At 58.1% G+C, this 26,129-nt stretch carries 20 protein-coding genes and 1 pseudogene; 16 read left to right on the top strand and 5 right to left on the bottom strand.

Going from position 1 to position 26,129, the window contains the following annotated elements:
• Positions 1 to 1,306: 1,306 nt before the first annotated feature.
• From AACH32_RS04790 to AACH32_RS04775, 4 genes are read left to right on the top strand one after another with little or no spacing between them, the layout of a single operon-like run.
• Positions 1,307 to 2,752: a B12-binding domain-containing radical SAM protein gene (locus AACH32_RS04790; RefSeq protein WP_338605636.1), complete on the top strand. Its 1,446-nt coding sequence runs from the start codon at positions 1,307 to 1,309 to the stop codon at positions 2,750 to 2,752.
• Positions 2,739 to 3,017: a PqqD family protein gene (locus AACH32_RS04785; protein ID WP_338605635.1), complete on the top strand. Its 279-nt coding sequence runs from the start codon at positions 2,739 to 2,741 to the stop codon at positions 3,015 to 3,017. Before AACH32_RS04790 ends, AACH32_RS04785 begins: the two co-directional genes overlap by 14 nt.
• A complete protein-coding gene (locus AACH32_RS04780; protein ID WP_338605634.1) occupies positions 3,018 to 3,542 on the top strand; it encodes a lasso peptide biosynthesis B2 protein in 525 nt (174 codons plus the stop codon).
• A complete protein-coding gene (locus AACH32_RS04775; RefSeq protein WP_338605633.1) occupies positions 3,523 to 4,536 on the top strand; it encodes a hypothetical protein in 1,014 nt (337 codons plus the stop codon). The genes AACH32_RS04780 and AACH32_RS04775 overlap by 20 nt, the downstream gene beginning before the upstream one ends.
• Positions 4,537 to 4,552: 16 nt before the next feature.
• Here the strand turns inward: AACH32_RS04775 and AACH32_RS04770 are convergent, their stop codons facing one another.
• Together AACH32_RS04770 and AACH32_RS04765 are read right to left on the bottom strand one after the other, a co-directional pair.
• The gene (locus AACH32_RS04770; protein WP_338605632.1) at positions 4,553 to 5,878 is read right to left on the bottom strand and encodes a flippase; all 1,326 of its coding nucleotides are present in this window, start codon (positions 5,876 to 5,878) and stop codon (positions 4,553 to 4,555) included.
• 104 nt (positions 5,879 to 5,982) lie between these two features.
• Positions 5,983 to 6,960, bottom strand: coding sequence for a DUF362 domain-containing protein (locus AACH32_RS04765; protein WP_338605631.1), 978 nt, complete (start codon positions 6,958 to 6,960; stop codon positions 5,983 to 5,985).
• A 383-nt stretch (positions 6,961 to 7,343) separates the two neighbouring features.
• On the opposite strand from AACH32_RS04765, the gene AACH32_RS04760 reads away from it, so the two are divergent.
• Positions 7,344 to 7,799: a hypothetical protein gene (locus AACH32_RS04760; protein WP_338605630.1), complete on the top strand. Its 456-nt coding sequence runs from the start codon at positions 7,344 to 7,346 to the stop codon at positions 7,797 to 7,799.
• Here the strand turns inward: AACH32_RS04760 and AACH32_RS04755 are convergent.
• The 3 genes and pseudogenes from AACH32_RS04755 to AACH32_RS04745 all read right to left on the bottom strand — a co-directional run bounded on the left by AACH32_RS04755 (position 7,765) and on the right by AACH32_RS04745 (position 14,168).
• A pseudogene (locus tag AACH32_RS04755) lies at positions 7,765 to 9,155 on the bottom strand (IS3 family transposase). The gene AACH32_RS04760 and the pseudogene AACH32_RS04755 overlap by 35 nt on opposite strands.
• Positions 9,156 to 9,572: 417 nt before the next feature.
• Positions 9,573 to 11,210 (bottom strand): sensor domain-containing diguanylate cyclase, encoded by a 1,638-nt coding sequence (locus AACH32_RS04750; protein ID WP_338605629.1) that lies wholly within the window; start codon positions 11,208 to 11,210, stop codon positions 9,573 to 9,575.
• A gap of 459 nt (positions 11,211 to 11,669) precedes the next feature.
• Positions 11,670 to 14,168: an EAL domain-containing protein gene (locus AACH32_RS04745; RefSeq protein WP_338605628.1), complete on the bottom strand. Its 2,499-nt coding sequence runs from the start codon at positions 14,166 to 14,168 to the stop codon at positions 11,670 to 11,672.
• A 460-nt stretch (positions 14,169 to 14,628) separates the two neighbouring features.
• Between AACH32_RS04745 and kaiC the strand changes: the two genes are divergently transcribed.
• The 11 genes from kaiC to AACH32_RS04690 all read left to right on the top strand — a co-directional run bounded on the left by kaiC (position 14,629) and on the right by AACH32_RS04690 (position 26,128).
• Complete coding sequence (gene kaiC / locus AACH32_RS04740; RefSeq protein WP_338605627.1) at positions 14,629 to 16,380, top strand: circadian clock protein KaiC; 1,752 nt, start codon at positions 14,629 to 14,631, stop codon at positions 16,378 to 16,380.
• A gap of 4 nt (positions 16,381 to 16,384) precedes the next feature.
• Complete coding sequence (locus tag AACH32_RS04735; RefSeq protein WP_338605626.1) at positions 16,385 to 16,681, top strand: circadian clock KaiB family protein; 297 nt, start codon at positions 16,385 to 16,387, stop codon at positions 16,679 to 16,681.
• A 1-nt stretch (position 16,682) separates the two neighbouring features.
• Positions 16,683 to 19,919, top strand: a complete 3,237-nt coding sequence (locus AACH32_RS04730) for a PAS domain S-box protein (RefSeq protein WP_338605625.1) — start codon at positions 16,683 to 16,685, stop codon at positions 19,917 to 19,919.
• A gap of 397 nt (positions 19,920 to 20,316) precedes the next feature.
• Positions 20,317 to 21,708, top strand: a complete 1,392-nt coding sequence (gene atpD / locus AACH32_RS04725; RefSeq protein ID WP_350341538.1) for a F0F1 ATP synthase subunit beta — start codon at positions 20,317 to 20,319, stop codon at positions 21,706 to 21,708.
• Positions 21,705 to 22,094, top strand: a complete 390-nt coding sequence (locus AACH32_RS04720) for a F0F1 ATP synthase subunit epsilon (protein WP_338605623.1) — start codon at positions 21,705 to 21,707, stop codon at positions 22,092 to 22,094. The genes atpD and AACH32_RS04720 overlap by 4 nt, the downstream gene beginning before the upstream one ends.
• Entirely contained in the window at positions 22,094 to 22,396 is a 303-nt protein-coding gene (locus AACH32_RS04715) for an AtpZ/AtpI family protein (RefSeq protein ID WP_338605622.1), read from the top strand. The genes AACH32_RS04720 and AACH32_RS04715 overlap by 1 nt, the downstream gene beginning before the upstream one ends.
• The gene (locus tag AACH32_RS04710) at positions 22,393 to 22,689 is read left to right on the top strand and encodes an N-ATPase subunit AtpR (RefSeq protein ID WP_338605621.1); all 297 of its coding nucleotides are present in this window, start codon (positions 22,393 to 22,395) and stop codon (positions 22,687 to 22,689) included. The genes AACH32_RS04715 and AACH32_RS04710 overlap by 4 nt, the downstream gene beginning before the upstream one ends.
• Before the next feature lie 17 nt (positions 22,690 to 22,706).
• Positions 22,707 to 23,438 (top strand): F0F1 ATP synthase subunit A, encoded by a 732-nt coding sequence (locus AACH32_RS04705; RefSeq protein WP_350341563.1) that lies wholly within the window; start codon positions 22,707 to 22,709, stop codon positions 23,436 to 23,438.
• A complete protein-coding gene (locus AACH32_RS04700) occupies positions 23,431 to 23,709 on the top strand; it encodes a F0F1 ATP synthase subunit C (protein ID WP_338605619.1) in 279 nt (92 codons plus the stop codon). Before AACH32_RS04705 ends, AACH32_RS04700 begins: the two co-directional genes overlap by 8 nt.
• 3 nt (positions 23,710 to 23,712) lie before the next feature.
• Positions 23,713 to 24,531, top strand: coding sequence for a F0F1 ATP synthase subunit delta (locus AACH32_RS04695; protein ID WP_338605618.1), 819 nt, complete (start codon positions 23,713 to 23,715; stop codon positions 24,529 to 24,531).
• On the top strand, positions 24,524 to 26,128 hold the full coding sequence (locus AACH32_RS04690; protein WP_338605617.1) for an alternate F1F0 ATPase, F1 subunit alpha: 1,605 nt from the start codon (positions 24,524 to 24,526) through the stop codon (positions 26,126 to 26,128). Before AACH32_RS04695 ends, AACH32_RS04690 begins: the two co-directional genes overlap by 8 nt.
• The last annotated feature ends 1 nt before the right edge of the window (position 26,129 follow it).

Here is a 26,129-nt window from a genome sequence, read left to right as displayed (position 1 = left end):
GGTATTTATATGCGTCCGCACGAGCCCGTCTTGCCCTGGACGGGACAATGCCGCTCGGTTTTGCTACGCGCCGCCGATTTGTTAGGTCTGGAATGCGTCCTGAAGACGGGCCGACTCAGTGCGCCATACGGCGCGGGACCGCGACCCGCAGGTTTAGGCAGGGCGATAAGATACTAGGAGAAAGGATAGTTCAGGCGGTTGGCATATGGATTGGGAAGCTATTAAGTGTCCTGGGAGGAAAGGTCGCCACTGGTCACCTGCCGCAGGTTGGGGTGAGCCACCACTTCGGGTTTTTCATAGGCTTTCTTGGGGGCCATTTGCCGTCTCCTCGCTCTATTAAACGGTTTGCCAATGGGGTCAAGCCGCTATGGTCACGGCCGGGCTCCATCCATAATCCGGGCAGCCCTCCTGCGTCCCGCTCAATCTTCCCGCGAGGACAACAGACCGCCGGTAACCTGGCGCAGGTTTTGACCGGCCGTGAGTTCGGGCTTTTTATAGGCTTTTTTTTCGCTCATCCGTCTTCCGCGCTTGCTTTGCATGAGGTGTGTTGCCGACATTTGGGGCCCTGAGCCAGCAGGGAGCCAACTCAACGGTTCCGCCGTCCTTATCGAGCCTTTGGTGGTAAAGCCGCTCAAGTCTGGTCAGAGGCGGGAGCGCCGCCGGTGACCTGCCGCAGGTTTTGATGGGCCTTCAATTCGGGCTTTTCGTAAGTCTTCTTATCAGCCATTTGATCACCACCAACTGCTTGTGTAACGTTTACGTCGAGCTTGCGGCCGTCACGCGGGCCACCCCGCATCCACCTTTGTTGCCGCCCCTAGTGCCCGGATGACGTTTTCAAAACTCTTCCGAGGCTCTGAGACCACCCGTGAGCTTTTGCAGACTCTGGCACTGGGTCAGCTTCGGCTTTTGGTATGCCTTTTTACTCATCGCCCTGTCATCCTCTGCAAGCGGATTTATTCGCGAACCATGAACCCGCAGGCGCAGCCCCTGACCGCGCCCGGGCATTGCACATTCTTGGAGCTAGCCTACTGCGGAAGGCGGCTCTAACGCGGTTATGTCCCCCAAGCTTTTGTGAGCCACAACCTTCGGTTTCACATATTCCTTTTTGACATTCATCCGTTTTCATCCCTAAGTTCATGCACCAGTCGATCCAGACGTGTCCAAATTTGACCGCCTTCCCGACACCTCGCTTTTACCATATTTTATCAACTTACTATAATTTAATTGTTTGGTAAAATATATTATAATTTTTTTAACGATTGAAAATAATTGGTGCCGGCTTTGTTGGTATCAGCGGAAGTATGCAATGCCCAAAGTTTTAATCGTAAGCCCCAACGACAGCCGGATAGGCCCCAACAAAAACACCTGGACGCCTTTATTCATCGCCTCCGCGGCCGCTGTTTTGGAAAACACAGGCTGCACGGTTAGGGTTTTCGACCGCCTGGCGCACAGCCATCGCGGCGGGCAATCTTTGGCCGGCACCCACCAGGCAATGCTCTCCCTGGTGAGTTCGTTCAAGCCCGATTTGGTGCTGATCGAGGCCAACCCGGAATCCATATATGACACCTGCCACTGCGCCCGCGACATCAAGGCGCTCCACGACGCCCCCCTGGGGATTTTTGGCGCCCACGCCACGGCCCTGCCCGCCCTGGCCTTTCAAAAAATTCCTCAGATAGACTTGTTGATCGAGGGTGAGGCGGAGATCCCCCTGGCGCAATTGGTCTCAGGCGATTGGTCCTCGGCCAGCGGAGTTTGGCTGCGCGATGGCGATGAGGCGCGTCCCCCTTCGCGCAGGTCGTCTCCCATTGATATGGATTTGTTGCCATTCCCCGCATTTCACCTGATGGACACGGGCTATTACGCCATGCGTGGCACCGACACCATCTGGTGCCACTACCTGTCCTCTCTTACTCTCATGACTTCGAGGGGATGCACGGGCAGATGCGCCTATTGCCTTGAATCCAGGGACTACGGACCGGGGTTGCGCTTTCGCAGCCTTGAATTAGTGCTGGAAGATGTCGAGCGTTGTTTGCGAGACTACAACTTAGATGCGATCTATTTGCGGGACTGCAACTTCCTGGTGGACCGGCGGCGATGCGCGCGCTTTTGTGAAATGCTGCTGGAAAGGAACTTGCACCGTCGATTGCTTTGGTCCGCTCAGGTCCGGGCCGATTGCGTGGAGGGCGGTCTGCTTGGACTGATGAAAAAGGCGGGCTGCACCTCGTTGGAGTTTGGGGTGGAGACTCCCAACCAGGATCATTTAAGGGCAATGGACAAGACCATACCGGTGGAAGCGGCCCAAAAAGCCTTGGGGCTATGCCGCGAGGTGGGTATATACTCCCATGCCTACTTGATGAGGGGATTGCCGGGAGAGACCTTGGCCGACCTCCATGCCAGTGAAGCATGGGTTCGCAAGTATCGGCCTTCCAACTTTTTTTGGGTTAAACTGCATGTATTCCCGGGCACTCCCCTGTACGAGCAATACGGGGACTCGTTTTTCGAGGACAACCCCTGGGATGACCGCCAAGCGGTGCATGACTATTACCGGCGAAATTTGAGTTCCGTAAGTCTCGCTGATTTGGAAGAATGGTTGCAAAAAAGGGCCAGGCCCCTGATGGCCCGACAGAGAAGGATTTGTCAAATAAAAGCCAACCCTCCCCTTGCCTTGGCCGGACTGACCGTCCAGAGGGTGCGAAATCGAGCGCTGTCCCTGGCGCGGAAAATCGGTGGAGGTAGTGATGAGCGAGAGTGACCCCATCTATCGCAAGAATGAGGAATTCATCTGGTCCGAGCTCGACGGCGAGGCCGTGTTGCTCAACATTAAGAACGGGGACTATTTCAGCCTCAACGACACCGGTCTGTCGTTTTGGGAAAAAGTGGACGGAGCTCGGCCGCTGAGCAAGATCCTGGAGATGATGTTCGAGGAGTACGACGTGCAGCTGACGGTGCTCAAGCAGGACATAGGGGATCTGGCCCAGGAGATGTCCCGTAAGGGACTGTTGGAAACCAGGGAATAAATGCCCGAGGAGCCTGCCCCGCCCATAGAGTCCAGACTGGTGCTGCTGCGCGGGGCGTGGCGAGTGCCGGTTATCGCCTTGCGCCTGGGCCTGGACTCCCTCTCCCTGTTTCTTTTGCGCACCCCAGTGCCTGCCATGCTACGGCGGCGGCTGGAACGTCCCGCCGGGGCGGCGTTTCATCCACCCACTGTGGAGGAGCGGCGGCAACTGGGGCGTCTCTGGCGCCTGTGCACCCTGTGCCTGAATTACCTGTTTTTTTCTTCCCGCCCCTGCCTGAGACGTTGCCTGTATTTGTTCGCCTGGTGCCGTCAAAAAGGCATTCAAGCCAACTTGGTGATCGGCGTGGCCAAACAAGGCCAGGACTTACAAGGCCATAGTTGGATCGAGTTGGCGGGGGAGCCCCTTTTCGAGGATATCCAAGGCCTGAAGCGCTACCGGCCCATGATCACCGCCGATACCCGGGGCGGCCTCGACTTTCATTCACAGCCCGAAATGGATCACCCGATTGCCCTCACCGATTGTTGACACCTACACCTTCCAGGGACAAAGCCTGGTCATCCACAGCTCCACCCCAGAGGTGCGCGAGGGGATTGTCGGGCTCTTGGCCCCCCGGTCCGCGGATACTGCGCCAACCGGCGAAAAGCCCCTGCATTGCTCCTTCGAGTTGGCCGAGGAAAAGGACTTTGACCGGGTGCTGCCCATCGACCCGAGCGCCTCGGCTGAAAATGGCATCAACCTGCTTCTGGGGGAGGAATCCTACCCGGAGACCCGCTTCCTGGGCCGGGGCCAGGCCTGGTGGCGCCAGTTCCACGGCCTGGGCAGGCAGTATTGGAATCTGGAAGACAGTCGCTACCAGGCGGTGCTCACTCCCCGGGCCTTTGGTGACCACCTTCCCTTGCGCTACCTATTCGCGGTTATCGCCCTCTCCGGTTTCCTCCGGGCCAAGGGACTGATCCCGGTGCACGCCGGCTGCGCGGTGGTGGGCGGCAAGGGCCTGTTGCTCTCGGCTAAATCCGGCGGCGGCAAATCCACCGCCAGCCTGATCCTGGGCCAGGGCGGCCATCCCCTGCTCACCGACGAGCGCATTTTCCTGCAAGCCGTTGGCGGGCAACGCTACCAGGCCGCCACCCTCAGCGACGTGGTAAAGGTGAGCCGCCCCACCCTGGAGCGCTTCGTGCCTGGGCTGAAGGCCCGGGAGGCCCTCTGCGAGCACGCCGGGGATCTGTACTTCAAGCTGAGCCTCTCCTCCCTGCCCTTTCAGGACCGCGCTCCGGTATCGGCCCTCTGCTGCCTGCACCAAACCGGCCAGGTCCCGACCACCTGGGCGCCCCTGCCCAAGGCCGCGGCGGTCTCCGGCCTCTTTCCGGTGACCATGCCCCTGCAACAGCCGGAAGAGACCAGGCTGGTGTTCGAGTTTCTCATGGATCTGCTCAAGGCCGTTCCCTGCTACGCGGTAGGCGTGGGCACCGACCCCGCTCGCGCGGTGGCCGCCTTCCAGGAGTTGGCCGGCCAACTCTAGGGCCCGGCCCCCTTGGTCAGCCCAGCAAGCCCCGCCGATAGGGAAGGTAGGAGCGCAGCAGCATGAGGGAGGATGGCCGGGTGGGCGTGAACAAGAGCGGGCCCAGCAGGATTGAGCACACCAGGGAAAGCAGGGTGGCCCATGCCGCCCCCACCCCGCCCCATAGGGGAATCAAAAACAGGTTGGCCCCCACGTTGGTCAGAGCCCCGATGGCGGCGTAATAGATGGAGTAGCGTTGCAGCCCCTCGGCGATCAGCCACTGGCCCCGGGCCAGGCCCTGAAAGCTGAACACGTTGCCCCAGACCAGGATGGCCAACATCGTACCGCTGCCGGCGTATTGCGGGCCGAAAATCAGGGTTATCAAGCCATCCGCCGGGAGGCTGACCAAAATCGAGATGAGAATGGCCGACCAGGTGAAGAACCAGTAAATCTGCGCGAAACGCTGTTCATAGAGCGCCTGGTTCTCCTCTCTTAGCTTCACCAGGTAAGGGAACAGGGAAGGCAGAATCAAGGGCGGGAGCATCAACCAGACCCTTGCCAGGCGCACGGCGGCCAGATATTGCCCGGTGGAGGAGGGCCCCACCAGGTAGCCTAGCATCAATTGGTCGATGCTGGTATACACGGCCACCATGCTCGACCAGAAAATAATGGGCCAGGTCTCGCTCCACAGGTGCCGCGTCACCTCCGATTCCACCCGCCATTCCCGCGTCTGGCGCCAACCGCCGGGCAAAAGGCGCAGGGCCAGCACTGCCCGCACCAGGCTGGCCAGGCTATGGACCGCAGCCACGACCCACAGGCCAGCCCCGGCGAGAGCGGCCAGGCACTTGCCCAAGGCCTCCCCCACGGTGGCCAGGAAGCCCGCCTGGAAGTTGAGCCGGTCCTGCAGGCGGCTCTGGAAGAGGGCGCCGGTGACCCCGCTAAACGACTGGGGCAGCCAGGCCAGGGCCAATAGCGTGACGACCAGGCCCAGCCCCGCCTGGTTCAGGCCGGGCAAGTGGGGGGCCACCAGGGCCGCGGCCAGGGCCGGCAGGAAAAGCGCCAGGCGGATCAGCAAGGCGCTGCCCAGGATTTGCGGCTCCCTCTCGGGACGGCGAACCAACTCCTTGACCACCACCTGGGCTATGCCCCCCCCGGCCAGGCCCGACAGCAGGGCCACCACGGCCAGGGCCATGCCCCAGACCCCGTATTCTTCGGGGCCCAGCACCCGGGCCAAGACCACGGCCACCGCCAGGCCGGATAGACGGGCCACCACCGTGGCCGCCAGCAGCCAACCGGAATTGGCCGCCGCCCGGCGGGCCTTGGGACTGCGCCACACTTCCCCGACTAGGCGAGGCCCCGGCACCGCCGTCCTCCCGTCCGCTTAACCGGTTTGTCTTTAGCAAAGCGCACGGCCGGCGTTTCCCGCACTGCCCGAGGCGTCTGGCGGACCGGCCAGACCAAGGCGCTCTAACGCCCGTTCTTCAAAAGATTGGCGGTGAACTCGCGCAGCTTGGACGCGGCTCCCGAGGCGCCGCGGGCCTCGTTGTCCAGCAATATCTCCCCTATGGCCGCGGCGTAGTCCCGGCTGGCCTCGTCGGCGGCCGCCAGCTCTATCTCCCGGGCGCTTTTCACCCCCAGCCCCAACTCGATCGCCCGTCTTATCTGGTCCTGATCGAAGATGGCCGGCTTGCTGATGGCCTTGTTGGCGCCCAGCTGCTTTAGGCAGGCCAGGCCCACCGCGTCGATGGCCACCCGGTCGCCGGAGGCCAGCATGACGTCGCCCGCGGCCAGTTCGCCGGTCATGGGCCCCCCGTCCACAAAGGCGTCCACGCCGTCCAACACCACCAGGGCGGGGGTGAAGGCCGTGTTGATCTCGGCGATCATCTCCCGCTGATGCGGGGAGGAATGCAGGGAGTTCATGTAGATCGGGTTCTGCTCCCGGCCCGGCACAAAGCCCACCGCCAGCTTCAGGGACATGGTGAAAACGCCGCCATAGGCATGGGTCTTGAGGCAGCAGGTCTCCACCACGCACTCGGACTCCAGCAGGGCTCGGGGCACCAGAAATCCCCCGGGCCAATGGTGGCCAGGGGCTTTTATCTGCGCCCAACCGCTTTCCGGCAGATCATCGAAAATCACCAGCTCCACTTGCTTGGCCTTTAGCAGCGGCTCCAGGTTCTTCTCGGCCACCACCTGGCGGGTCGTCTTCCAGCTGCGCTCGCCCAGGGTTATGGACTTGGCCCCCAGGCGCCACAACTCGTCGATGAGCGCCTCCAAGGTGGCGTTGTCCGTGGAGCCGGGCGCCGGGTCCGCGGTGTTGAGATTGGGTTTCAACAGAACCTGTTGGCCCCGGATGGGGTTGGCGGCCTCGTCCCAACCCATGGCCCCGATCACGGCCTGGACGCCGTAAGCCCGCTCATGATTTTTGCACAATGTAACCAAACTCAAAGCAATATCCCCTATTTTCGCGTTCCTACGCAGACGGCGCGCTCCGGCCTTGCCCCTGGCTCTGCCGCTACTGGCCGCCCAGGCCACCTGCATGATGGCCGATTGGTAATTAATGTACCACTTCTTGGAGTGGGCCCGGACCAAATCGGGCCAACGGGCGCGAAACGCTACTTTCCCAGTAGGGTTATATTCAGGAAAAAGCCAATCAATTTATATGGTTGTGGTAGGGGAAACTCAAGGTTTGGGGGTACCATCAGCTCTCCCGATCCTTCATACTGAATTTGCAAACAGGCCACCGACGCCAAGGCGAATTCCTTCGTGCTTGCGCCGAACGATCCGTGTTTGTTGCAGGAGTTCTCGCAGACATTGGAAGGAGCGCGCCCTTGCGTACCCACCGGTTATCTCTCTCTCTGGCGCTAACCCTGGTCCTGGTGCTGGTGGCCACGGGTTTCTACTGGCTGTTCAGTTCCATGGGCAACTTCCCCGCGCCCAGGGTCATGGAAAACAACCAAGCTCCCGGCGAGGCGGTGCGGGCCTCCCAGGTGGTGTTCGATCCGCCCCGCCCCGAAGACGCGCCGGAGAGCATCCGCGACGGGGTCATGCTGGGCTACCACATCCTCATGGACACCCAGACCTACGCCAAGGAATACGTGGGCAACACCCTGAACTGCCGCAACTGCCATTTCAACGCCGGACGCGAACGCAACACCTTGTCCCTGGTGGGGGTAGCGGTGACTTATCCCAAATACCGCGAGCGGCGCAAATGTATGTCGTCAAAGCGTTTGGGACAAGAATTGGTTTTTGCTAATGGAGACATTCCCGGTAGACCTCGGGTTTAATAATCTCTTCGTTTAAGGGCTTCAGTCCCAGGTTTTGGCGCCTCCTGCGCCGCATAGTCTGTTCCTTGACCAGGTTTCTGGCTGTGATGATATCCCTGACCCTGCCGTGATACACGTCAGCGGGTGTCAGGTTGTCCAGGGACTCGTGCACCCGACGGTGGTTGTAATAATCCACGAAGCGGCCTATCTGGTGCTCTAGTTCCCAGGGCAGGTAGTAGTTCTCAAGGTTGATCCGATTTTTCAATGTCCGGTGGTATCGCTCGATCTTGCCCTGAGTCATGGGGTGGTAGGGCTTGCCCCTGGTGTGTCTGATGCCATGCTGGTCCAGGTACTGCTTCAGGTCCCCGGCCAGGTAGCAGGGCCCGTTGTCCGATAGCAGCCGCGGCCGGTGCCGGACCTTGACCCCGGTAATCCCGGTCTTGGTGATGGCCAAGTCCAGAGTGTTCTTCACGTCCTCCGCCGACATGGTGCTGGTCAGAAGCCAGGCGATGATATAGCGGCTGTAGTCATCCAGGATCGTGGACAGGTAGTACCAGCCCCAGCCGATGATCTTGAAATAGGTGAAGTCGGTCTGCCAAAGCTGGTGCACCCGTTTGGTCTTGTGCCTATACTCATCGGCGGCCGTGAGCACGATATAGGCCGGACTGGCCACCAGGTCATAGTCCCTCAAGATGCGATAGACGCTGGACTCGCTGATGAAGGCCCCCTGGCTGTCGGTGATGTGCCAGGCCAGCTCTCGGGGGGTGAGCTCAGGCATCTGCTTGGCCTCTGAAACAATATGCTTCTTCTCGCTCTCAGGGATCTTGTTCCAGAATCTCCTGGCATGGGGAGGCTGGCTGGCCAGGCCATCGTAGCCATAATCCAGATATCGTCGATACCAGCGGTAGAAGGAGCTGCGCGGCACGTCCATCTCGCGCAGCGTCTGCTTCACCGGCAGGGACGACCCCTCCACCAGCCGGATGATCTCCATCTTCTCAGCTTGGCTGAAGCGCATCACTGATCCAGATCTTCGCCCGTGCCAGCCAAGCTTTTTTTAAGCACCACGTTCTTCAGGGACAGATCAGCCACCAGTTCCTTGAGCTGGCTGTTTTCCAGACGCAAGGACCGCACCTCGCCGCTGGTGGCCTGACGCTTGGTGTCGCCCATCAGGCGCCGCTTGCCAGCCTCCAGAAACTCCTTGCTCCAGCTGTAGTAGAGATTGGGGGCTATGCCCTCTCGGCGACAGAGTTCGGCGATGCTCTCCTCGCCCCTAAGACCCTCCAAGACGATCCGGATCTTCTCCTCCGCCGAGTACTTCCTTCGGGTTTTACGCCTGATCTCCCGGACCTTGTCTTCCACTGCTTCACTCTGGCTCATGGCTCACTCCTTTGGGTGCCGATTCTACCCAGGAGTATCCATTAGCTAAAACAACAAATCTGTCTCAGGGGCTCTGACACCAAACACCCTTCCACCTCTTTCAGAATTTTGACGATCTGAGTTTCGCTGAATCTGGTCCTGCGCATCGTGAAGAGTCCTCCTTGCAGACCTCAGTCTGCCAGAAGTCTCTACCTCAAACTGGCCCTATTTTAAGGGAGGGTTACAGGGCCACTGCCCGCCGGGGGAGAGGGCGCGTCATGGTAAGCGAAGGCTATGGGGGGCTGAGGAGGGGTGAACGCTGTCCACGCCTTGGGCGGATCAGGACACCGGACCCTGGCGGGCGTGCCGGATGCCGTTGCGGCGGAATCGGCCGCGGCCCGTCAAAGGCTTCACAGCCATCATGACCGAGGCGGGAGTCTATCGGCTCAAGGAAGAGTAGGTTTTAGCCATGTTTTTGCCCTCCGCCTTGCATGCGTACATGGCCATGTCTGCCATTTTGATAAGTTGAGCCAGGTCAGTGGAGTCGTCGGGATAAATGGCCGATCCTATGCACGCCCCAACCTGAGCCTGCTGGCCATCCAGCACCACTGGCTTGGTCAAAGAGTCGAGGAGCTTTTGAGCCACCGCTTCGACGGCTTGCGGCCCAGGCAACTCGGCCAAGATGATCATGAACTCGTCACCGCCCATTCGCGCCACGGTGTCTGACTTGCGCACGATTCCCAGCATTCTCCCAGACACCTCTTTCAATAGCATGTCGCCTGCGCCGTGCCCCAGGGAATCATTGACATTCTTGAAATCGTCCAGGTCTATATTGAGGAGCGCGAAGGAGCGGTCATAACGTTTGCAGGTTTCGTATGTTTGATTCAGGCGGTCATAAAATAATGCACGGTTGGGCAGCTTCGTGAGTTCATCAAAGTGCGCCATTTTGTACAATTCAGCGCGATAAAGGCGTTTACGAACGATCGCACCGGCAATCAGCCAACTCGCCAATGCGGTGAGTAAAAATAACGCCGATCCTAAAATCGCTAAGTTGGTCAAAAGTCCGAAAGAGTACGCTTTTACATTATCGGGGCTCATATAAGAGATGAGTATCCAGTGGTATTGTTCAGCCGTCAGGCCTTCCGTACTTCGTTCAAAGGCAGCGGCCGCTCCGCAACTTGACTGTTGGCCCACCTTTAAAGGGTATATATTGGCAAATGAAAACATACCCTCTTTGTTATAAAGCTGACCACTGTGTTGGCTCAAAATGGTAGCCGCAGAAACGGGGAAGCGGTTGTATATGGTTTTATTTTCCCGACCGGCCAGCATGAACCCCCAATCGTCGGATTTTTGGGGCCCCATAATCCAATAGCCTTTGCGGTTGAGCAACAGTGGTTGTCCAAACATGGCCTTGCCAGCCTGTTCAAGCAATTTCAACAATCTATCGCCCAGGTAATTCAACAAAACCACCCCACGCTTATTCCCCTCCGGGTCAAACACCACCATTCCGAAACGAATCATTGGTTTAAGAGGCTTTTCTACAACTCCGTTTTCTATATTCAAATCAAAAGGAGAAACAAACACCTCACCTTTTCCCATGGCAAAGGTATCCGCGAAGTAATAGCGCTTCGCCTTATTTTGCAATTGATCTCGCGAAACTATGGCGGGATGGCCTCGGTCATAATTTACCCGTACTATCTCCATGCCTTGTGCGTTTAACAAGCGGACCTGATCATACTTGTTTTTAACTTTGGAGAATGTGAAAAAGTCTTGTGCTATGATTTCCAAATCTTGCTTTTGGTTATGCTTAAAAAAATCGAGTACTGCTTGCTGTTGCGATAAGTATTTTAAATCGGCTGTAACGTCCTCAAATATTTTGTCGGTAAGTTGGCTACTGACCTTGACGGCAAAGCTTTCATGTTCCTTGAGCCGCTCAAAATAGCCTTCAGTTTCAAGCTGATAAATAAAAGTTATTATCCCTGCCAATATGGTCCCGACAGATACAAATATTATAAAAAATAAGAGCCTTACACCTTTAGTCGAGACGGTGTGTTTTTTTTGATTGCCCGCTTTCAACCTTTCCTCCTATCTTGCGCTGGCATAAGCAGGATATCCCAATCAATCAAGGACGCTTCTTTTTGAAGTTGCCCCTTGCCAACCACACAGGGGGGTCAAGATCGTTGGCTCCCAGTTTTGGCGTTTTTCTCAAGCAACATATATGAGGGCTGGAATCCGGATGAGGTTTATGTTCACAGCGCGATTGCTGGCTTTTATTGAAGGCGGCCGCAATGGATAAGAACTGATGGGCCTTTAGTTATCCGCTTCCGCCCGGCCTTCATCGGTGGCACAAGCGAATTGTCAGGCATTAGCGAGCTGCTTTTCACTCCGGCGCAAACCTTCGACGCCAAATCCGCTATCAGGGCTGAAATGATTCCAGTTGGCACAAACCACTAGAGAAATATCGAAAAGCAATTTCTTTATTGGTTTAGCTGCCTCGGCCCGGGGAATCAGTTTGAAGGTTAAGTATCAGCACCCTCACTTAGGCAACATATGCGAAAACGGGGTAGGACCGGACGCTAAAAGTTTGCCGATTTTTTGCGGATTCATGGGGCGCGCAAAATAATAGCCCTGCGCAACGTCGCCGCCCAACGAATGTACACACTCTAACTGTTGCTGGGTTTCGATACCCTCAACCACGGTCTTCTTTCCCAAACCGTGCGCGAAAGCGATAATGCTGGAAATAAGGCTAACGCTACCAGCATCTTGTGGTAAATCATCCACAAAGGACTTGTCGACCTTGATAATATGAAACGGCAAATTTCGCAGATAATAAAGTGATGAATAGCCAGTACCAAAATCATCCATGGACACTTCGATGCCTAATTCAGCCAAATGGCTCAAAATCTTGACAGTTTTTTCCACCGAGCTCATCAAGACGGTTTCCGTCAGTTCTAGTTCTATTTGATCACATCTACACCCTGTTTTGCTGATTATATCGGCAACCGAATCCACAATGTTTTCTTCCCACATTTGGCGGGCTGAAAGATTGACTGCGACCCTTTCGACACTCATGCCTTGCTTTTCCCATAACTTGATCTGCCTGCATGATTCTTCTAATACCCAAAAACCTAACGGTATAATCAGGCCAGATTTTTCGGCAACCGGTAAGAAAGAATCCGGCATCATCAGACCACGCTTGGGATTTTGCCACCGCACCAAGGCCTCTACACCTCTCACCCTGCCGGTGCTTAGCTCTACTAATGGCTGATAATCCAGAACAAACTCATTGTTTTCCAGGGAGAATCGCATTTCGGTCTCAAGGGCCAGCCGTTCAACGACTCGCTGGTTCATTGGATCAGAAAACAGTCGGAATTGATTTCGGCCATTTTTCTTGGCCTCGTTCATAGCAATATTTGCATGCTGGATCAATGTATTAGGACTGCTGTCATCTCTAGGGTATAAACTAAGGCCAACGCAGGCGGATACGAATACCGCATCACCGGCGATTTCAAATGACTCTTTTAATGAGTCCAACAACTCATCGCCAAACTGCAAAGCCTCCTTTTCACCATCATTCACGGTGGCGATAATGACAAATTGATCAGCCCCCCAGCGTATGACTGTACCGCGGTCCTTAACACAACCCATTAGGCGATTGCTAACCTGCACCAATAGTTTATCGCCTGTTTCATGGCCCTTTGACTCATTTATTAGTTTAAAATCATCTAAGTCTAAATAGCCCGCCAAAACATGGCCGCCTTGGCGTCCAATATTGCCCAAGGCCTGTTCCAAAATAATCCGCATGTTTTCTTGATTAGGTAGCCCCGTAAGCGCGTCATAATAGGAAAGATACTCTATGCGCTCCTGCGCCTCGTGCAGTGAGCTGATGTCGGTGATTATCGCCACGAATACCGGCTCAGTATTGTCGGAATATCCACTGCCATCCACTTGTGACATGGTAATCCACGCTGGATAAATTTCCCCGTTTTTTCGTCGATTCCAAAGCTCGCCCCGCCACGATCCGTCCTTATTCATGGAATGCCATATGGTTTTATAAAAATTTTTATCGTGACGGCCGGATTTAAATATTTTGGGGGTTTCCCCGATAAGCTCTTCCGGCGAAAAACCACTGGTCTCGCACATGGCCGGGTTAACGTCTATGATCACTCCATCAGAATTAGTTATTAATATTCCATTGGGTACATTTTCAAACACTTGCCGGGCCCTGGAGAGGTCATCCTCCATGGCTCGGCGCTGAGTAACGTCGGATGCTATCGATATCGCAACTTTCTTACCATCGGACATTTCCCCGAATGGGGCGGAATTGAAGTCCCACATCAACGTTTTTCCATCTTTGGTATATACTTTGGTATCATTGTAGATTTCACTATTTTGTCTAAAAAAGATTTTTTCAATGCTTCCGCTAAATTCTTGCCAATTTCTTCGATAGGCTTTTTCATACCAATCCTTAATACTTGATATATCGGATGATTTCCAGCCGCTGAGATCTTCCCATGTTTTATTCATCAATATTACTTGACCATCTTCAGCGTGAATCATGGCCGGGAAGGGCAAACTCAGCAATGCCATCCTAAGCTGGTGCTCTCGTTCAATAAGCTGCGCCTCATCGGCAACCAACAATCGGTGCTGTTTGAGGCCTTCGTTGATAGTTTCAATTATTTCTATATTCCGGGCCGGCTTAGTAAGAAGACGAAATATATGTGCCGTATTGATTGCCGTGGTAGCCGCTTGCAGATCGGCGAAGCCGGTGAACAATATTCGTACAGCCTGCGGCCATCGTTGTTTTACTAGGGTTAAAAAGGTTATGCCGTCCATTTCCGGCATGCGTAAATCGCTTATGACCACAGCAAAGGGGCCGCGCTCTTTTAGAATATCCAGCGCTTCTTTGGCACTGTTGGCAACGATGAGATCGTATTTATTTTTTATGGCCTTTGAAAGAAAATCCAAAACTAAAGGATCATCATCAACGACCAATATCCTTTCGCTGAAATTTATTTCACGATCTAAAAACATAATATCTCGCCCCTCCCTTCAACCCCTTACATAGCACATGAATGTAAGCACATTTTTAAGTCCCAAGCTAACAAAAACTTTCGTCTGCCATATAATCATATGGGGCCTTTACGAAAGGCGGCTTTTACATATGATTTTTCTATACTCACGAATAGCTGTTGGTCGCGAAGGCCCTTTGCCCTACCCCCAACTTTCGTATGCGGCAACGTTCTATGCAGCATAGGCCGGTAATTTTTTATAATTTAACCGCTCGGTTAGCACGCTGTTGGAGAACGGCGCGCATCGGCCTCTGAGTCTCCATGTGGCCGCCTCGATGGCCAGCGTTTAACAAGTTTCCCCTTAAAAGCATTAAAAAACTACTAGTATCATATGTCACTGCCAATAATGTATAATTTTTGCGGCAATAACTCTGGCCACTTCAGTGCTTTCGCTGACTAAGATTTAGGAAGGTGTTGCCCCCATGCCTAAGAAAAAGTCCGTTGCAAAGCCGACAATCAAAGAACGCCCCCCAAAAAAACTGCCCACCGGCATCCAAGGTTTGGATGTTGTCTTGACGGGCGGGCTTCCTCTGGGGCGCACAACCGCCCTGGTGGGGGGCCCTGGCACCGGCAAAAGCTCCTTGTGCATGAACATCGTCGGTAATTGCGCCGCTCGCGGAGAGCCTTGCCTTTTCCTCTCCTTTGAAATGAGTCAAAAAGCCACCATACGCGACGCGGCCTCCCTTGGTTTCAACTTTGATGAGTTGGAGAAAAAGGGCACCTTGGTTTACGTCGACGGGCGGCCCGTTATCGGGCACAAGACCAGCGGAGAGTTTGATCTGGGCAGCTTGCTGGCCATAGTCGGCGGCCTGAGCAAAAAGATGAAATGCCGGCTGGTTGTCCTCGATTCGGTCGAGGTGCTGCTCCAACATTTCAATACCACAGAGCAAAAAACCGGTGCCCTGATACAGCTGTATGTGTGGCTGGATAGCCACAACTTCACATCGCTTATGACCGCGCGGGGCGCGGGGCAGTCGCAGAGTCAAACCGGGCTCGGCCAAATCGAGTTCATGACCGATTGTTTGATTTTCCTCGATCAGCGGGTTGAACATGAGCTGACCACTCGCCGCCTGCGGGTTATCAAGTACCGAGGCTCCGACGCGGGGCGCAACGAATACCCCTTCATCGTCACTCATGGTGGCATAAAGCTCATTGCCTTGAGCAACACCGATCTGGGCCGGGGGCCTCTCACCGAAACGGTCTCCAGCGGCCATCCAGTGCTGGATACGATATTGGGAGGGGGCTACCGCGTCGGCTCGGCGATTCTTCTGGCGGGCGAGACCGGCACCGGCAAGACCACCTTAGCCAGCATATTTGCCAACTCGGCCTGTAAGAATGGCCAAAAGGTATTGTATGTGGGCTTCGAGGAAGCCGTTGCCAGCATCGTGGCCGAAATGCGCGGCACCGGCTTGAATTTGGAACCTGTCATAAAAAAGGGCGGCCTGAAGTTTCACACGGCGATGCCCGAATCTATGGACGCTGAATCACATCTCATCAATATCGTGGAGCAGGTGAAGGCATTCCGGCCAGATCACGTAGTGGTGGACGCCATCAGCGCTTTCTTCCGCCTGGGCGGCCCCACAATCAGTTTCAACTTGGCGGCCCGCCTGATCGCCTTTTTAAAAAGCCAGGGGATCACCACCGTTCTGCTCAATCAGATCGAGGGGTTGGCCAAGGCCCAGGAGATTTCGGGCATGGGCATCTCAACCCTGCTGGACACCCTGGTTTTCATGCGTTATTCCGAATCCGCCGGCGAGATGAACCGGGTGTTGCTGGTGCTCAAGTCGCGGGGCATGGCCCACTCCAACCAATACCGCGAATATCACATAACCGGCCAGGGCATTAAATTCGCCGACATCTACACGGGTACCGGCGGGGTCAAGACCGGCGCCGCCCGGCAAGAACAAGAGATACGCGATGATACCGAGCTCCACTTGCGCCGATCCCGGATTGAGAAGCTGACAAGAGAGGTGAACCTGAAGCGGGTCGCCATCCAACACCAGGACAATCTGGAAAAGAGCGCACTGGCCCTGGCCGAAGCGGAACTGGAGGAAGCCCGTCAAGAGCTTGCTATCTGGCGTAACGCCCGCGAGCAGAGGGGAAACATGAGGGGTGAGGAGCAGGAGCGCGAACTTCATGCTCCGCCGGCCGCTCAAGGGGCAAGGAGGTCATAACGCAATGACCGACAAACGCCAAACCGACCATCCCGATTTGGAGTTTCTGCGTCTGTTCATAGCAGGCAACGAGGCCAATTCCCAATTGGCCCGCAAAAACTTGGACCACATCGTCGAACGGAGCAAATTCGACAAATCCCTGGTAAAAATTATCGACGTATATGATGATCATCAAACCGCCATTGACAACAAAATTTTTCTCACGCCGACCCTGTTGATAGGGGTGGGTGGGAGTTTGATCAGGGTGGTGGGCAACCTGGATGACGTGGATGGCGTGTTGCACAAAATGAAGGCTTGCTGAAATGAAAAAAATCCGTAAACCCGCATATGAAGAATTGGAGCAGTTACTAGCCGAATACGAACAAATACTTGATGTCATACGCCGAGGTGAAGTCGATGCGATTGTGACCCAGGGGCAGCCCATCCTCCTGCGGCCCCATGAATTGCAGAAAAAGCTAAGTGAGAGCCAAGCCGCCTTAATGGAGGCCCAGACCATCGCCAAGGTAGGCAATTGGCATTACGACTTGGCTGCGGACCAATCCGTCTGGTCCGAGGAAATGTTTCACATCCATGGTCTTGATCCGGAGCAGGGCGTACCCACCTGGGAGGAGTATCGGGAATTCATACACCCGGAAGACCTGCCACGCCTGTCGCAAACTTTTTCCACGATGCTGGGCGGCATGCCATCTCGCCGGGGGGAGTACCGCATCGTGCGCCGCGATGGCTCCACCGCCTGGGTGGAGGGCATCGTACGCAGCGTCAAGTCTCAAAAAGGTGATGTATTACATCTCGTCGGCACGCTACAGGACTTGACCGAACGCAAGTTGGCCGAACAGGCCTTGGCCCAAAGTGAAGAGAAATACCGATCCCTTTTCCGAAGCATTCGAGACGCCATAATAATATCAGACAACAACCGCAAGATTGTCGATTGCAACCCCGCCTTTACCGCAATATTCGGCTACACCTTGGAAGAGATCATAGGCAAGGAAGTTTCGCTAGTTTATCGCGACCGTGATGAATTCCGCCGAATGAACCACGAAATAAAGCGGCATTACGGTGAAAGCTACTTCTTGCAGCAGTTTAATATGTTACGCAAGAACGGCGACGCCTTCCCGGCTGAAATCAGCATGCATTTCCTACGCTCCGACGATAACGCGATAGCCGGCACCATCGGCATCCTCCGCGACGTGTCTGAACGACAAAAAGCCGAACGGGCCCTGGCCGAAAGCGAAAAGAATTTCCGCACCGTTTTTGAGAATGCACCGGAAGGCATGTCCCTTTTGAATCGCGAACAACAGTTTATTGAAGTCAACCAAAGACTCTGCGACATTTTGGGTTATTCGGAGCAGGAGCTGCTGGGCAAAACGTTCAATGAGTTCACTCACCCCGATGACAGGCAGCCCAGCCATGAACGCTGGGACAAACTCATATCGAACAAAGCGACCAGAACCGGAGCCGAAAAAAGATATATCAAAAAGAACGGCGAGACGCTTTGGGTTCAAATCAGCAACACGGTGCTTTATGACGAGCAGGGTAACATCAAATTTATCATTGGCCATCTTCATGACATTAACGAGCGCATCATCTATCAAAGGGAACTTATCAGGGAGCGCGACCTTTCGCAGAAATACCTGGACACCGCCGGAGTGATACTCTTGGCCTTGGGTAAAGACGGCCGCATTGAAATGATCAACCGCCAAGGATGTTTGCTTCTCGGTTGCGAAATGAATGAAATTATAGGATGGGACTGGTTTGCAAACTTTATTCCAGAAGATGACCGCCCGCGCGTGAGGGCTGCATTTGACGACATCATGGCCGGCATGCTGAATTTGCACGCTTACGAGGAGGGCCGTGTCACCTCCTTATACGGTGAGCAAAGGCATATACGCTGGTTCAACACCACCATCAAGGACGCCGAGGGGAACATCACCGGCACCCTGAGTTCCGGCGAGGACATTACCGAAAAAATACAAGACCGGGAAACCATCAACCGCCTGGCGGCGATCGTCGAGTCCTCTCAGGATGCCATATTCGGCAAAGACCTGAACGGCGTTATCACCTCTTGGAACGCGGCGGCGGAACGCATATATGGCTACACCGCTGCCGAAGTGATCGGTCAAAGCACCTCCTTGCTGATACCCGAAGACCGTATGGGAGAGGTCGAGTATATACTCGCGACAATAAAGCAGGGAAAAGCGGCACGTATTCAAGAAACCGTCCGAAAATGTAAAGACGGAAGCTTGATCGACATGTCGTTGTCGGTGTCACCGGTGGAGGATGGCCAGGGCAATATTGTGGGCTCGGCGACCATCGCGCATCCGATCACGGAGATCAAAAAGGCCCAGCAAGAGAGACAGAGGCTTGAAACCCAGCTCAGGCAGGCCCAGAAAATGGAGGCGATAGGCACCCTGGCCGGCGGCATAGCCCACGACTTCAACAACATCCTTGCCGTAATCATGGGCTATAGCGGACTGGTCCTGGATGATTTGCCGCCCGATTCACCGGCGGCCGAAAGCATCAATACGGTAATCGATGCCGCCACCCGGGCCAAAGAGCTGACCTACCAGATACTCTCATTCAGCCGGCAGACGGAGCACCAAAAGGTCGCCATGGATCTGGTGCCGCTCATCAAGGAGAGCCTGAAGATGCTGCGGGCCACCTTGCCCGCCACCATAAAATTAGAACAAAGGTTAATACCCGGCGACTCGGGCCAGGTTCTGGCCGATCCTGTGCAGATCCAGCAGATCCTCATGAACCTTTGCACCAACGCGGCCCAGGCCATGGAGGATTCCAATGGGATATTGGGCGTGGGCCTCGAGATGCTTGATCTTGATGATGTGGCCGTCAGTGGGTACGTAGGCCTGAAACCAGGTAATTATCTGCGCCTCAGCATTACCGATACCGGCATGGGGATCGATGAAAAGGATTTAGAACGCATTTTCGACCCGTTCTTCACCACCAAGGACGTGGGCAAGGGAACAGGCATGGGGCTGCCCGTGGTGCATGGGATTGTGAGGGATCATGGGGGATTTATTGCCGTGGAAAGCGAGCCGGGCCGAGGGACCACCTTTAATGTGTACCTCCCGGTGGTCGCCCAGGGAGCACCCAGCGAAGAGCCTGCCGTTACCCAAGAGACGCCAGGGGGTAGCGAAAGCATCGCCTTTGTGGATGACGAGCCCGACCTGGTGGATATCGGCAAGAGGGCGCTGTCCCGTCTCGGGTATGAGGTAACATGTTTCACTTCATCCCGGGAAGCCTTGCAAGCCATCTGCGCCAACCCGGACAAATATGACCTGCTAGTTACCGACTACACCATGCCCGAGATGACCGGCGTTCAGTTGGCCAGGGAGGTCTTGGAGGCGAGGCCGGACATCCCCATAATAATTTGCACTGGCTACCCGGAGCGTCTCGACACAGCCGCAGACCGAGGTTTTAAGATTTCCGAGCTGATCATGAAGCCCCTCGTTCCCAGTGAAATCTCACGGGTTGTAAGAGCGGTTTTGGACGAAAGCAAACGTGAGGTGGCGGATAGGAAGTGACCTCAAGGGTTGCGCCTTCCCCCCGACCCGGCCCGGAAGTCAAACAAGATTTACGCCTGCCGGGCTGCTGCAAGAGCAGTCCTTGGCCGCGCACCTTTTTCCAGTGGGGGCAGGCCCCAGCCAAGAGGCTGATCGCGATGGCAAGCTGTTATAGAGTTCGACCTGAGATCAGGGCGTTCCCTTTAAAATAAGAGGGTATCGGCTACTAATTTGGCCTCGGTCTCCTCGGAAATATGGGACCCGGTATTTGCCGCCTTAATTTTTGCTTCCCATCAAAGCAGTGCGCCTCGCTTGGCGCAGCTTAAGCTGTAAATAGTGACCCCCATCCCGCCTTTTTTGAGTCGCCCAGCCGTTTCTTGCTAAGATCTAGGCAGAACAATTTTTACGGGGGTACTACTTGCGGGCTCTTGCGGCGGCACAACAACCAATCAACGGCTTAGTGGACTCGGTGCGCGGCAGCGTGGTGGACGGCTTTTTCCCCCACGGACTGCCCCATCTCCTGGAGGTGCTGGAGGCGGGGCCTGAGCGCGAGGTCATCATAGAGGTGGTGCGCCACCTGGACGAACACCGGGTGCGCGGAGTGGCCCTTACCTCCACCCAGGGCCTGGCCGAGGGCTCGTCCCTTTATGCCACCGGCCATCCTCTCCGGGTGCCGGTGGGGCGCAGGGTGCTGGGTCGCATGTTCAATGTCTTCGGCCAAGCCATAGACCTGGGGCCCCAGGAGACCGGCGGACAGTGGCGCTCCATCCACCAGGAGCCGGTGCCCCTGGATCGCCAGGCCACGGGCAACCAGATTTTCGAGACCGGCATCAAGGCCATCGATATTCTCAGCCCCCTGGAGCAGGGAGGCAAGGCCGGGCTGTTCGGCGGGGCGGGGGTGGGCAAGACCGTGCTGATCATGGAGCTGATCCAGAACATGGTCTCCGGCTACCAGGGGGTGAGCCTGTTCTGCGGCATCGGCGAGCGCTGCCGAGAGGGCGAGGAGCTCTACCGGGAGATGAAGGAGTCCGGGGTGCTGGAAAACACGGTTATGGTCTTCGGGCAGATGAATGAGCCGCCCGGCGCCCGCTTTAGGGTGGGTCACGCCGCCCTGACCATGGCCGAGTATTTCCGCGACCAGGAGCACACCGACGTGCTGCTGCTCATCGACAACATCTTCCGCTTCATCCAGGCGGGCATGGAGGTGAGCGGGCTCATGGGCCAGCTGCCCTCGCGCCTGGGCTACCAGCCCACCCTGGCCAGCGAGTTGGCCGCCCTGGAGGAGCGCATCACCAACACCGCCAGCGGGGCCATCACCAGCGTGCAGGCGGTGTATGTGCCGGCCGACGACTTCACCGACCCCGCGGCGGTGCACACCTTTGGGCATCTTTCAGCCTCCATCGTGCTCAGCCGCAAGCGGGCCAGCGAGGGGCTGTACCCGGCCATCGACCCGCTGCAATCGGCCAGCAGCATGCTGGTGCCCCACGTGGTGGGGCGGGAGCATTTCCAGGTGGCCCAGGATATCCGGGCCACCCTGGCCAACTACGAGGAGCTCAAGGACATCATCGCCATGCTGGGCCTGGAGGAGCTCTCCCAGGAAGACCGCCGGGTGGTGCGCCGGGCCCGGCGTCTTGAGCGTTTTCTCACCCAGCCCTTCGCGGTCACCGGCCAGTTCACCGGCAAGGAAGGCAAGCGGGTGAGCCTGGAACAGGCCCTGGAAGGCTGCCGCCGCATTCTGGAGGGCGAGTTCGACGACTATCCCGAGCGCGCCCTGTACATGATCGGCTCCATCGACGAGGCCCGCAAATGAAGCTCAAGGTCCTACTACCGGATCAGGTGCTGGTGGACGAGGAGGCGGCCAAGGTGGTGGCCGAGGCGGAGAACGGCTCCTTCTGCCTGCTGCCCCGTCACGTGGATTTCGTGGCCGCCCTGTCCCCTGGCATCCTGAACTTCGTGGACCAGCGGGGACGCGAGGTGTTTCTGGCCCTGGACGAAGGGGTACTGGTCAAGCAGGGGGCCGAGGTGCTGGTCTCCACCCGCCGGGGGGTGCGCGGCGACAAGCTGGGCGATCTGCGCCAATTGGTGGACCAGCGGTTCAGCGAACTGGACGAGCAGGAGGTCAAGGCCCGCTCGGCCATGGCCAAGATCGAGGCCGGATTCGTGCGCCGCTTTTTGGAGCTGCAGGAGATCAATTGATGAGGCCCCCCACGCCGGACAAACAGGACCAGCGCTTCGGCCGCGAAGTGGACGTCAAGGAGCAGCGCAAGATCAAGGCGCGCGAGCAGCAGCGCTCGGTGTGGTTCGGCCTGGGCATGTTCGGCATGGTGGGCTGGGCAGTGGCCATCCCCACCGTGGCCGCCGTGGCCCTGGGGGTGTGGCTGGACAAAAGCTATCCCGGGCCGCCCTCCTGGACCCTGACCCTGTTGGTGGTCGGGGTGGCGGTGGGCTGCCTGAACGCCTGGTTTTGGATCAAACGCGAGAGCAAAGAGGACGGATGATGTTGCTGGAAGGCTTGCAACCCGCTTACCTGGCCCTGGCCTTTGCCGCCGGGCTGGCCGCGGGCTGGTTCTTTTTCTACGGGCTGTGGTGGACGGTGCAACGCCTGCCCTCCTCCAAGCACCCCGCCTTGCTCACCCTGGGCAGCCTGGGGCTGCGCATGGGGGTGAGCCTGGGGGTGCTGTTCCTGGTCATGGCCGGGGACTGGCGCCGCCTGGCCGTGGCGGTGGCGGGCGTGGTGGTGATGCGCCTCATCTTGGTGCGGCGGCTGCGCCCGGCCGCGGAGGGCGCCTGATGGAATCGCTGGACCTGATGGGCATCAAGGACATCAGCCCCGACGTGCTGGTGTTTTGGTCTTGGCACTGGGCCAAGCTGAACGCCACCATCGTCTACACCTGGATCGCCATGCTGCTATTGACCCTGGGCTCCTGGCTGGCCACCCGCAATCTGCAGGCCGGGCGAAAGCTCTCGCGCTGGCAGAACTTCCTGGAAGTGATCGTCACTGCCATGCGCAACCAGATCCGGGAGATAGCCCAGCGGGACGCGGCGCCCTTTTTGCCCTTTGTGGGCACCCTGTTTCTGTTCATCGCCCTGAGCAACCTGTTGGCCATTATCCCGGGCTGGGTGCCGCCCACCGCCTCGCTGTCCACCACCGCGGCCCTGGCCCTGGTGGTGTTGATCGGGGTGCCCATCTACGGCATCCAGAGCCGGGGCTTCAAGCAGTATTTGAAGCTCTACGTACAGCCCTCGCCGATTATGCTGCCCATGAATCTTTTGGGCGAGCTGAGCCGCACCCTGGCCCTGGCGGTGCGCCTGTTCGGCAACATCATGAGCGGCACCAAGATCGCGGCCATCCTGCTGGCCATCACTCCCATCCTCTTTCCGGTGGTCATGCAGGCTCTGGGCCTGCTGACCGGCATGATCCAGGCATACATTTTCGCGGTGCTGGCCATGGTCTATATAGCCTCGGCCGCCCGCATCCAGCAAGAGCGCGAACAAAAGACCCGCGAGGGGGCTTTGGCGAAAGGAGACGATAATGGATAACTTGGGCCTCATAGGCATGATCTCGGTGGCCACCGCCGGCATCACCATCGGCTTGGGGGCCATCGGCCCGGCCCTGGGCGAGGGGCGTGCCGTGGCGCAGGCCCTGGCGGCCATGGCCCAGCAGCCCGACGAGTCCAACACCATCACCCGCACCCTGTTCGTGGGTTTGGCCATGATCGAGTCCACGGCGATCTATTGCTTCGTGGTCTCCATGATCCTCCTGTTCGCCAACCCCTTCTGGGACTACGTGGTGAAAAAGGCGGGAGGCTAGGCCGTGCTCATCGACTGGTTCACCGTGGCGGCCCAGGTAGTCAACTTCCTGATACTGGTGTGGCTGCTCAAGCGCTTCCTCTATGACCGCATCATCAAGGCCATCGACCAGCGGGAGGCGGACATCGCCGCCCGCTTCGAACAGGCCGAAGCCGAGCAAGACGCCGCCGCCCGGCAACAGAGCGAGCTCGAGCAGAGCCGCCGGGAGTTGGAGGAAAAGAGCGGGGCGCTGATGACCGAGGCCAAGGAGCAGGCCGAGCAGCGCCGCCGGGAGCTGGTGAACCAGGCCAAGCAGGAGGTGGAGGGCCAGCGGGACGACTGGCGCGAGGCCCTGGAGCGCGACCGGCAGGCCCTGGCCGGGGACCTGGCCCGTTTGGCCGGGCAAGGCGCGGCCGGCATGGCCCGGCGGGCCATGGAGGACTTGGCCGGCGAGGAGGTGGACCAGCGCTCGCTGGAGGTGTTCCTGGACAAGCTGGCCGGCGTGGAAGGCGATGAGCGCCGGGAGCTCAAGAGCGCCCTGGGCCAGGCCGAGGCCCTGGAGGTCCGATCGGCCTTTGAGCTGGACGAGCGGCAGCGACGCCGTCTTGGACAGGCCCTGGGAGAGCTGCTGGGCGGGGAGCCTGCGTTGGAGTTCAACCGGGAGGCCAAGCTGATCCTGGGCCTGGAGGTCCGGGTGCCGGGGCGCAAGCTGGCCTGGAGCATGGACGAGTACCTGGGCGAGATGGAGCAGCAGTTGGTGGAGCGCCTGGCCCGAGCCCTGAACAGCGCCAAGACCCGCCAGGGAGGGGCCGACGAGGCGCGGGAGGAGCCGGGCGATGCCTGAGCGGCCGCCGGAGCTGCGCCGGGCTTTGGAGGCCCTGGAGGATGCGCTGGATGAGACCACGCGTCCCCAAGCGCCGTCGCTCCGCTTGCAGGAGGTGGGGGAGGTGCTCAGCGTGGGGCCGGGAGTGGTGCGCGTGGGCGGCCTGCGCGGGGTGCAAAGCGAGGAACTTCTCGTTTTCGAGGGCGGCGTCGAGGGCATGGCCTTCAACCTGGACAGCCGCGAGGTGGGGGTGATCCTGCTGGACAAGGGCGAGGGCCTGAGCGCGGGCGGCGAGGTGCGGCGCAGCGGCCGGGTGCTGGACACCCCGGTGGGCGAGGGACTGCTGGGCCGGGTGATGGACGCCAGGGCGCGGCCCCTGGACAACCTGGGGCCCATCGACGCCTCCGATAACCTGCCGGTGGAGCGGCCCGCCCCGGAGATCATGCAGCGCGCCCCGGTGACCGTGCCCTTGCAGACCGGTCTCAAGGTGGTCGACGCCATGATTCCCATCGGCCGAGGCCAGCGGGAGCTGATCCTGGGCGACCGCCAGACCGGCAAGACCGCCCTGGCCGTGGACACCATCCTCAACCAGAAGGGCAAGGGGGTGGTGTGCATCTACTGCGCGGTGGGCAAGCGCAGCTCGGCGGTGGCCCGGGTGGTTCAAAGCCTGCGCGAGGCCGGGGCCCTGGAATACAGCCTGGTCATGGTGGCCACCGAGGAAGACCCGCCGGGCTTGCAGTTCTTCGCTCCCTACGCCGCCACCACCATCGGCGAGCACTTCATGGCCTCGGGCCGCGACGTGCTGGTGATCTACGACGACCTCACCCGCCACGCCCGGGCCTACCGCGAGCTGTCGCTATTGCTCAGGCGGCCGCCGGGGCGCGAGGCCTTTCCGGGCGATATCTTCTACGTGCATTCGCGGCTGCTGGAGCGCTCCACCCATTTGCGCGAGGAGCACGGCGGCGGCTCGCTGACCGCCCTGCCCATCATCGAGACCGAGGCCCAGAACCTCTCGGCCTACATCCCCACCAACCTCATCTCCATCACCGACGGGCAGGTGTATCTGAACCCCGAGCTGTTCCGCAAGGGCATCCTGCCGGCGGTGGACGTGGGCAAGAGCGTCAGCCGGGTGGGGGGCAAGACCCAGCTGCCGGCCTACCACCGCGTGGCCGGCGACCTGCGCCTGTCCTACACACAGTTCGAGGAGCTGGAGTCCTTTGCCCGCTTCGGCAGCCGCCTGGACGAGGACACTCGCCAAAACCTGGAGCGCGGCCGCCGGGTGCGCGAGGTGCTCAAGCAGCCCCAGTACCAGCCCATGCCGGTGGCCGAGCAGATCGCGGTGCTGGTGGCGGTGAACCAGGGCTTGTTCGACGGTTTGGAATTGGACCGGATCGCCGAGGCCGAACAGGAGGTACGCCGGGTCATGCGCGGGCCGCTGGCCGAGCTGGCCGAATCCATCGCCAAGGGCGACAAGCTGGGCGACGAGGATCTGGAGCGCATCCGCGAGGCCTCGCGCCAGGCCTTGGGTCTGGACTCCGGGGGTCAGCCGTTGGCCGGGGGCGAGGGCCCCGCAGAGCAAGAAGCCGAGGCACAGGGCCAGATCGGGGAAGAAGGTTAGC

Origin of the sequence: Desulfoferula mesophila, assembly GCF_037076455.1 — a bacterium.
In the GTDB taxonomy this organism is placed as follows: Bacteria; Desulfobacterota; Desulfarculia; order Desulfarculales; family Desulfarculaceae; genus Desulfoferula; species Desulfoferula mesophila.
This window is presented reverse-complemented; position numbering and strand designations above follow the sequence as displayed.

Coding starts and splice junctions, on each gene's coding strand:
- AACH32_RS04745 (WP_338605628.1), bottom strand. CDS start 14,168: ATGTTTTTAGATCGTGAAATAAATTTCAGCGAAAGGATATTGGTCGTT.
- AACH32_RS04700 (WP_338605619.1), top strand. CDS start 23,431: ATGGATAACTTGGGCCTCATAGGCATGATCTCGGTGGCCACCGCCGGC.
- AACH32_RS04715 (WP_338605622.1), top strand. CDS start 22,094: ATGAGGCCCCCCACGCCGGACAAACAGGACCAGCGCTTCGGCCGCGAA.
- AACH32_RS04735 (WP_338605626.1), top strand. CDS start 16,385: ATGACCGACAAACGCCAAACCGACCATCCCGATTTGGAGTTTCTGCGT.
- AACH32_RS04705 (WP_350341563.1), top strand. CDS start 22,707: ATGGGCATCAAGGACATCAGCCCCGACGTGCTGGTGTTTTGGTCTTGG.
- AACH32_RS04785 (WP_338605635.1), top strand. CDS start 2,739: ATGAGCGAGAGTGACCCCATCTATCGCAAGAATGAGGAATTCATCTGG.
- kaiC (WP_338605627.1), top strand. CDS start 14,629: ATGCCTAAGAAAAAGTCCGTTGCAAAGCCGACAATCAAAGAACGCCCC.
- AACH32_RS04690 (WP_338605617.1), top strand. CDS start 24,524: ATGCCTGAGCGGCCGCCGGAGCTGCGCCGGGCTTTGGAGGCCCTGGAG.
- AACH32_RS04720 (WP_338605623.1), top strand. CDS start 21,705: ATGAAGCTCAAGGTCCTACTACCGGATCAGGTGCTGGTGGACGAGGAG.
- AACH32_RS04730 (WP_338605625.1), top strand. CDS start 16,683: ATGAAAAAAATCCGTAAACCCGCATATGAAGAATTGGAGCAGTTACTA.
- AACH32_RS04780 (WP_338605634.1), top strand. CDS start 3,018: ATGCCCGAGGAGCCTGCCCCGCCCATAGAGTCCAGACTGGTGCTGCTG.
- AACH32_RS04790 (WP_338605636.1), top strand. CDS start 1,307: ATGCCCAAAGTTTTAATCGTAAGCCCCAACGACAGCCGGATAGGCCCC.
- AACH32_RS04710 (WP_338605621.1), top strand. CDS start 22,393: ATGATGTTGCTGGAAGGCTTGCAACCCGCTTACCTGGCCCTGGCCTTT.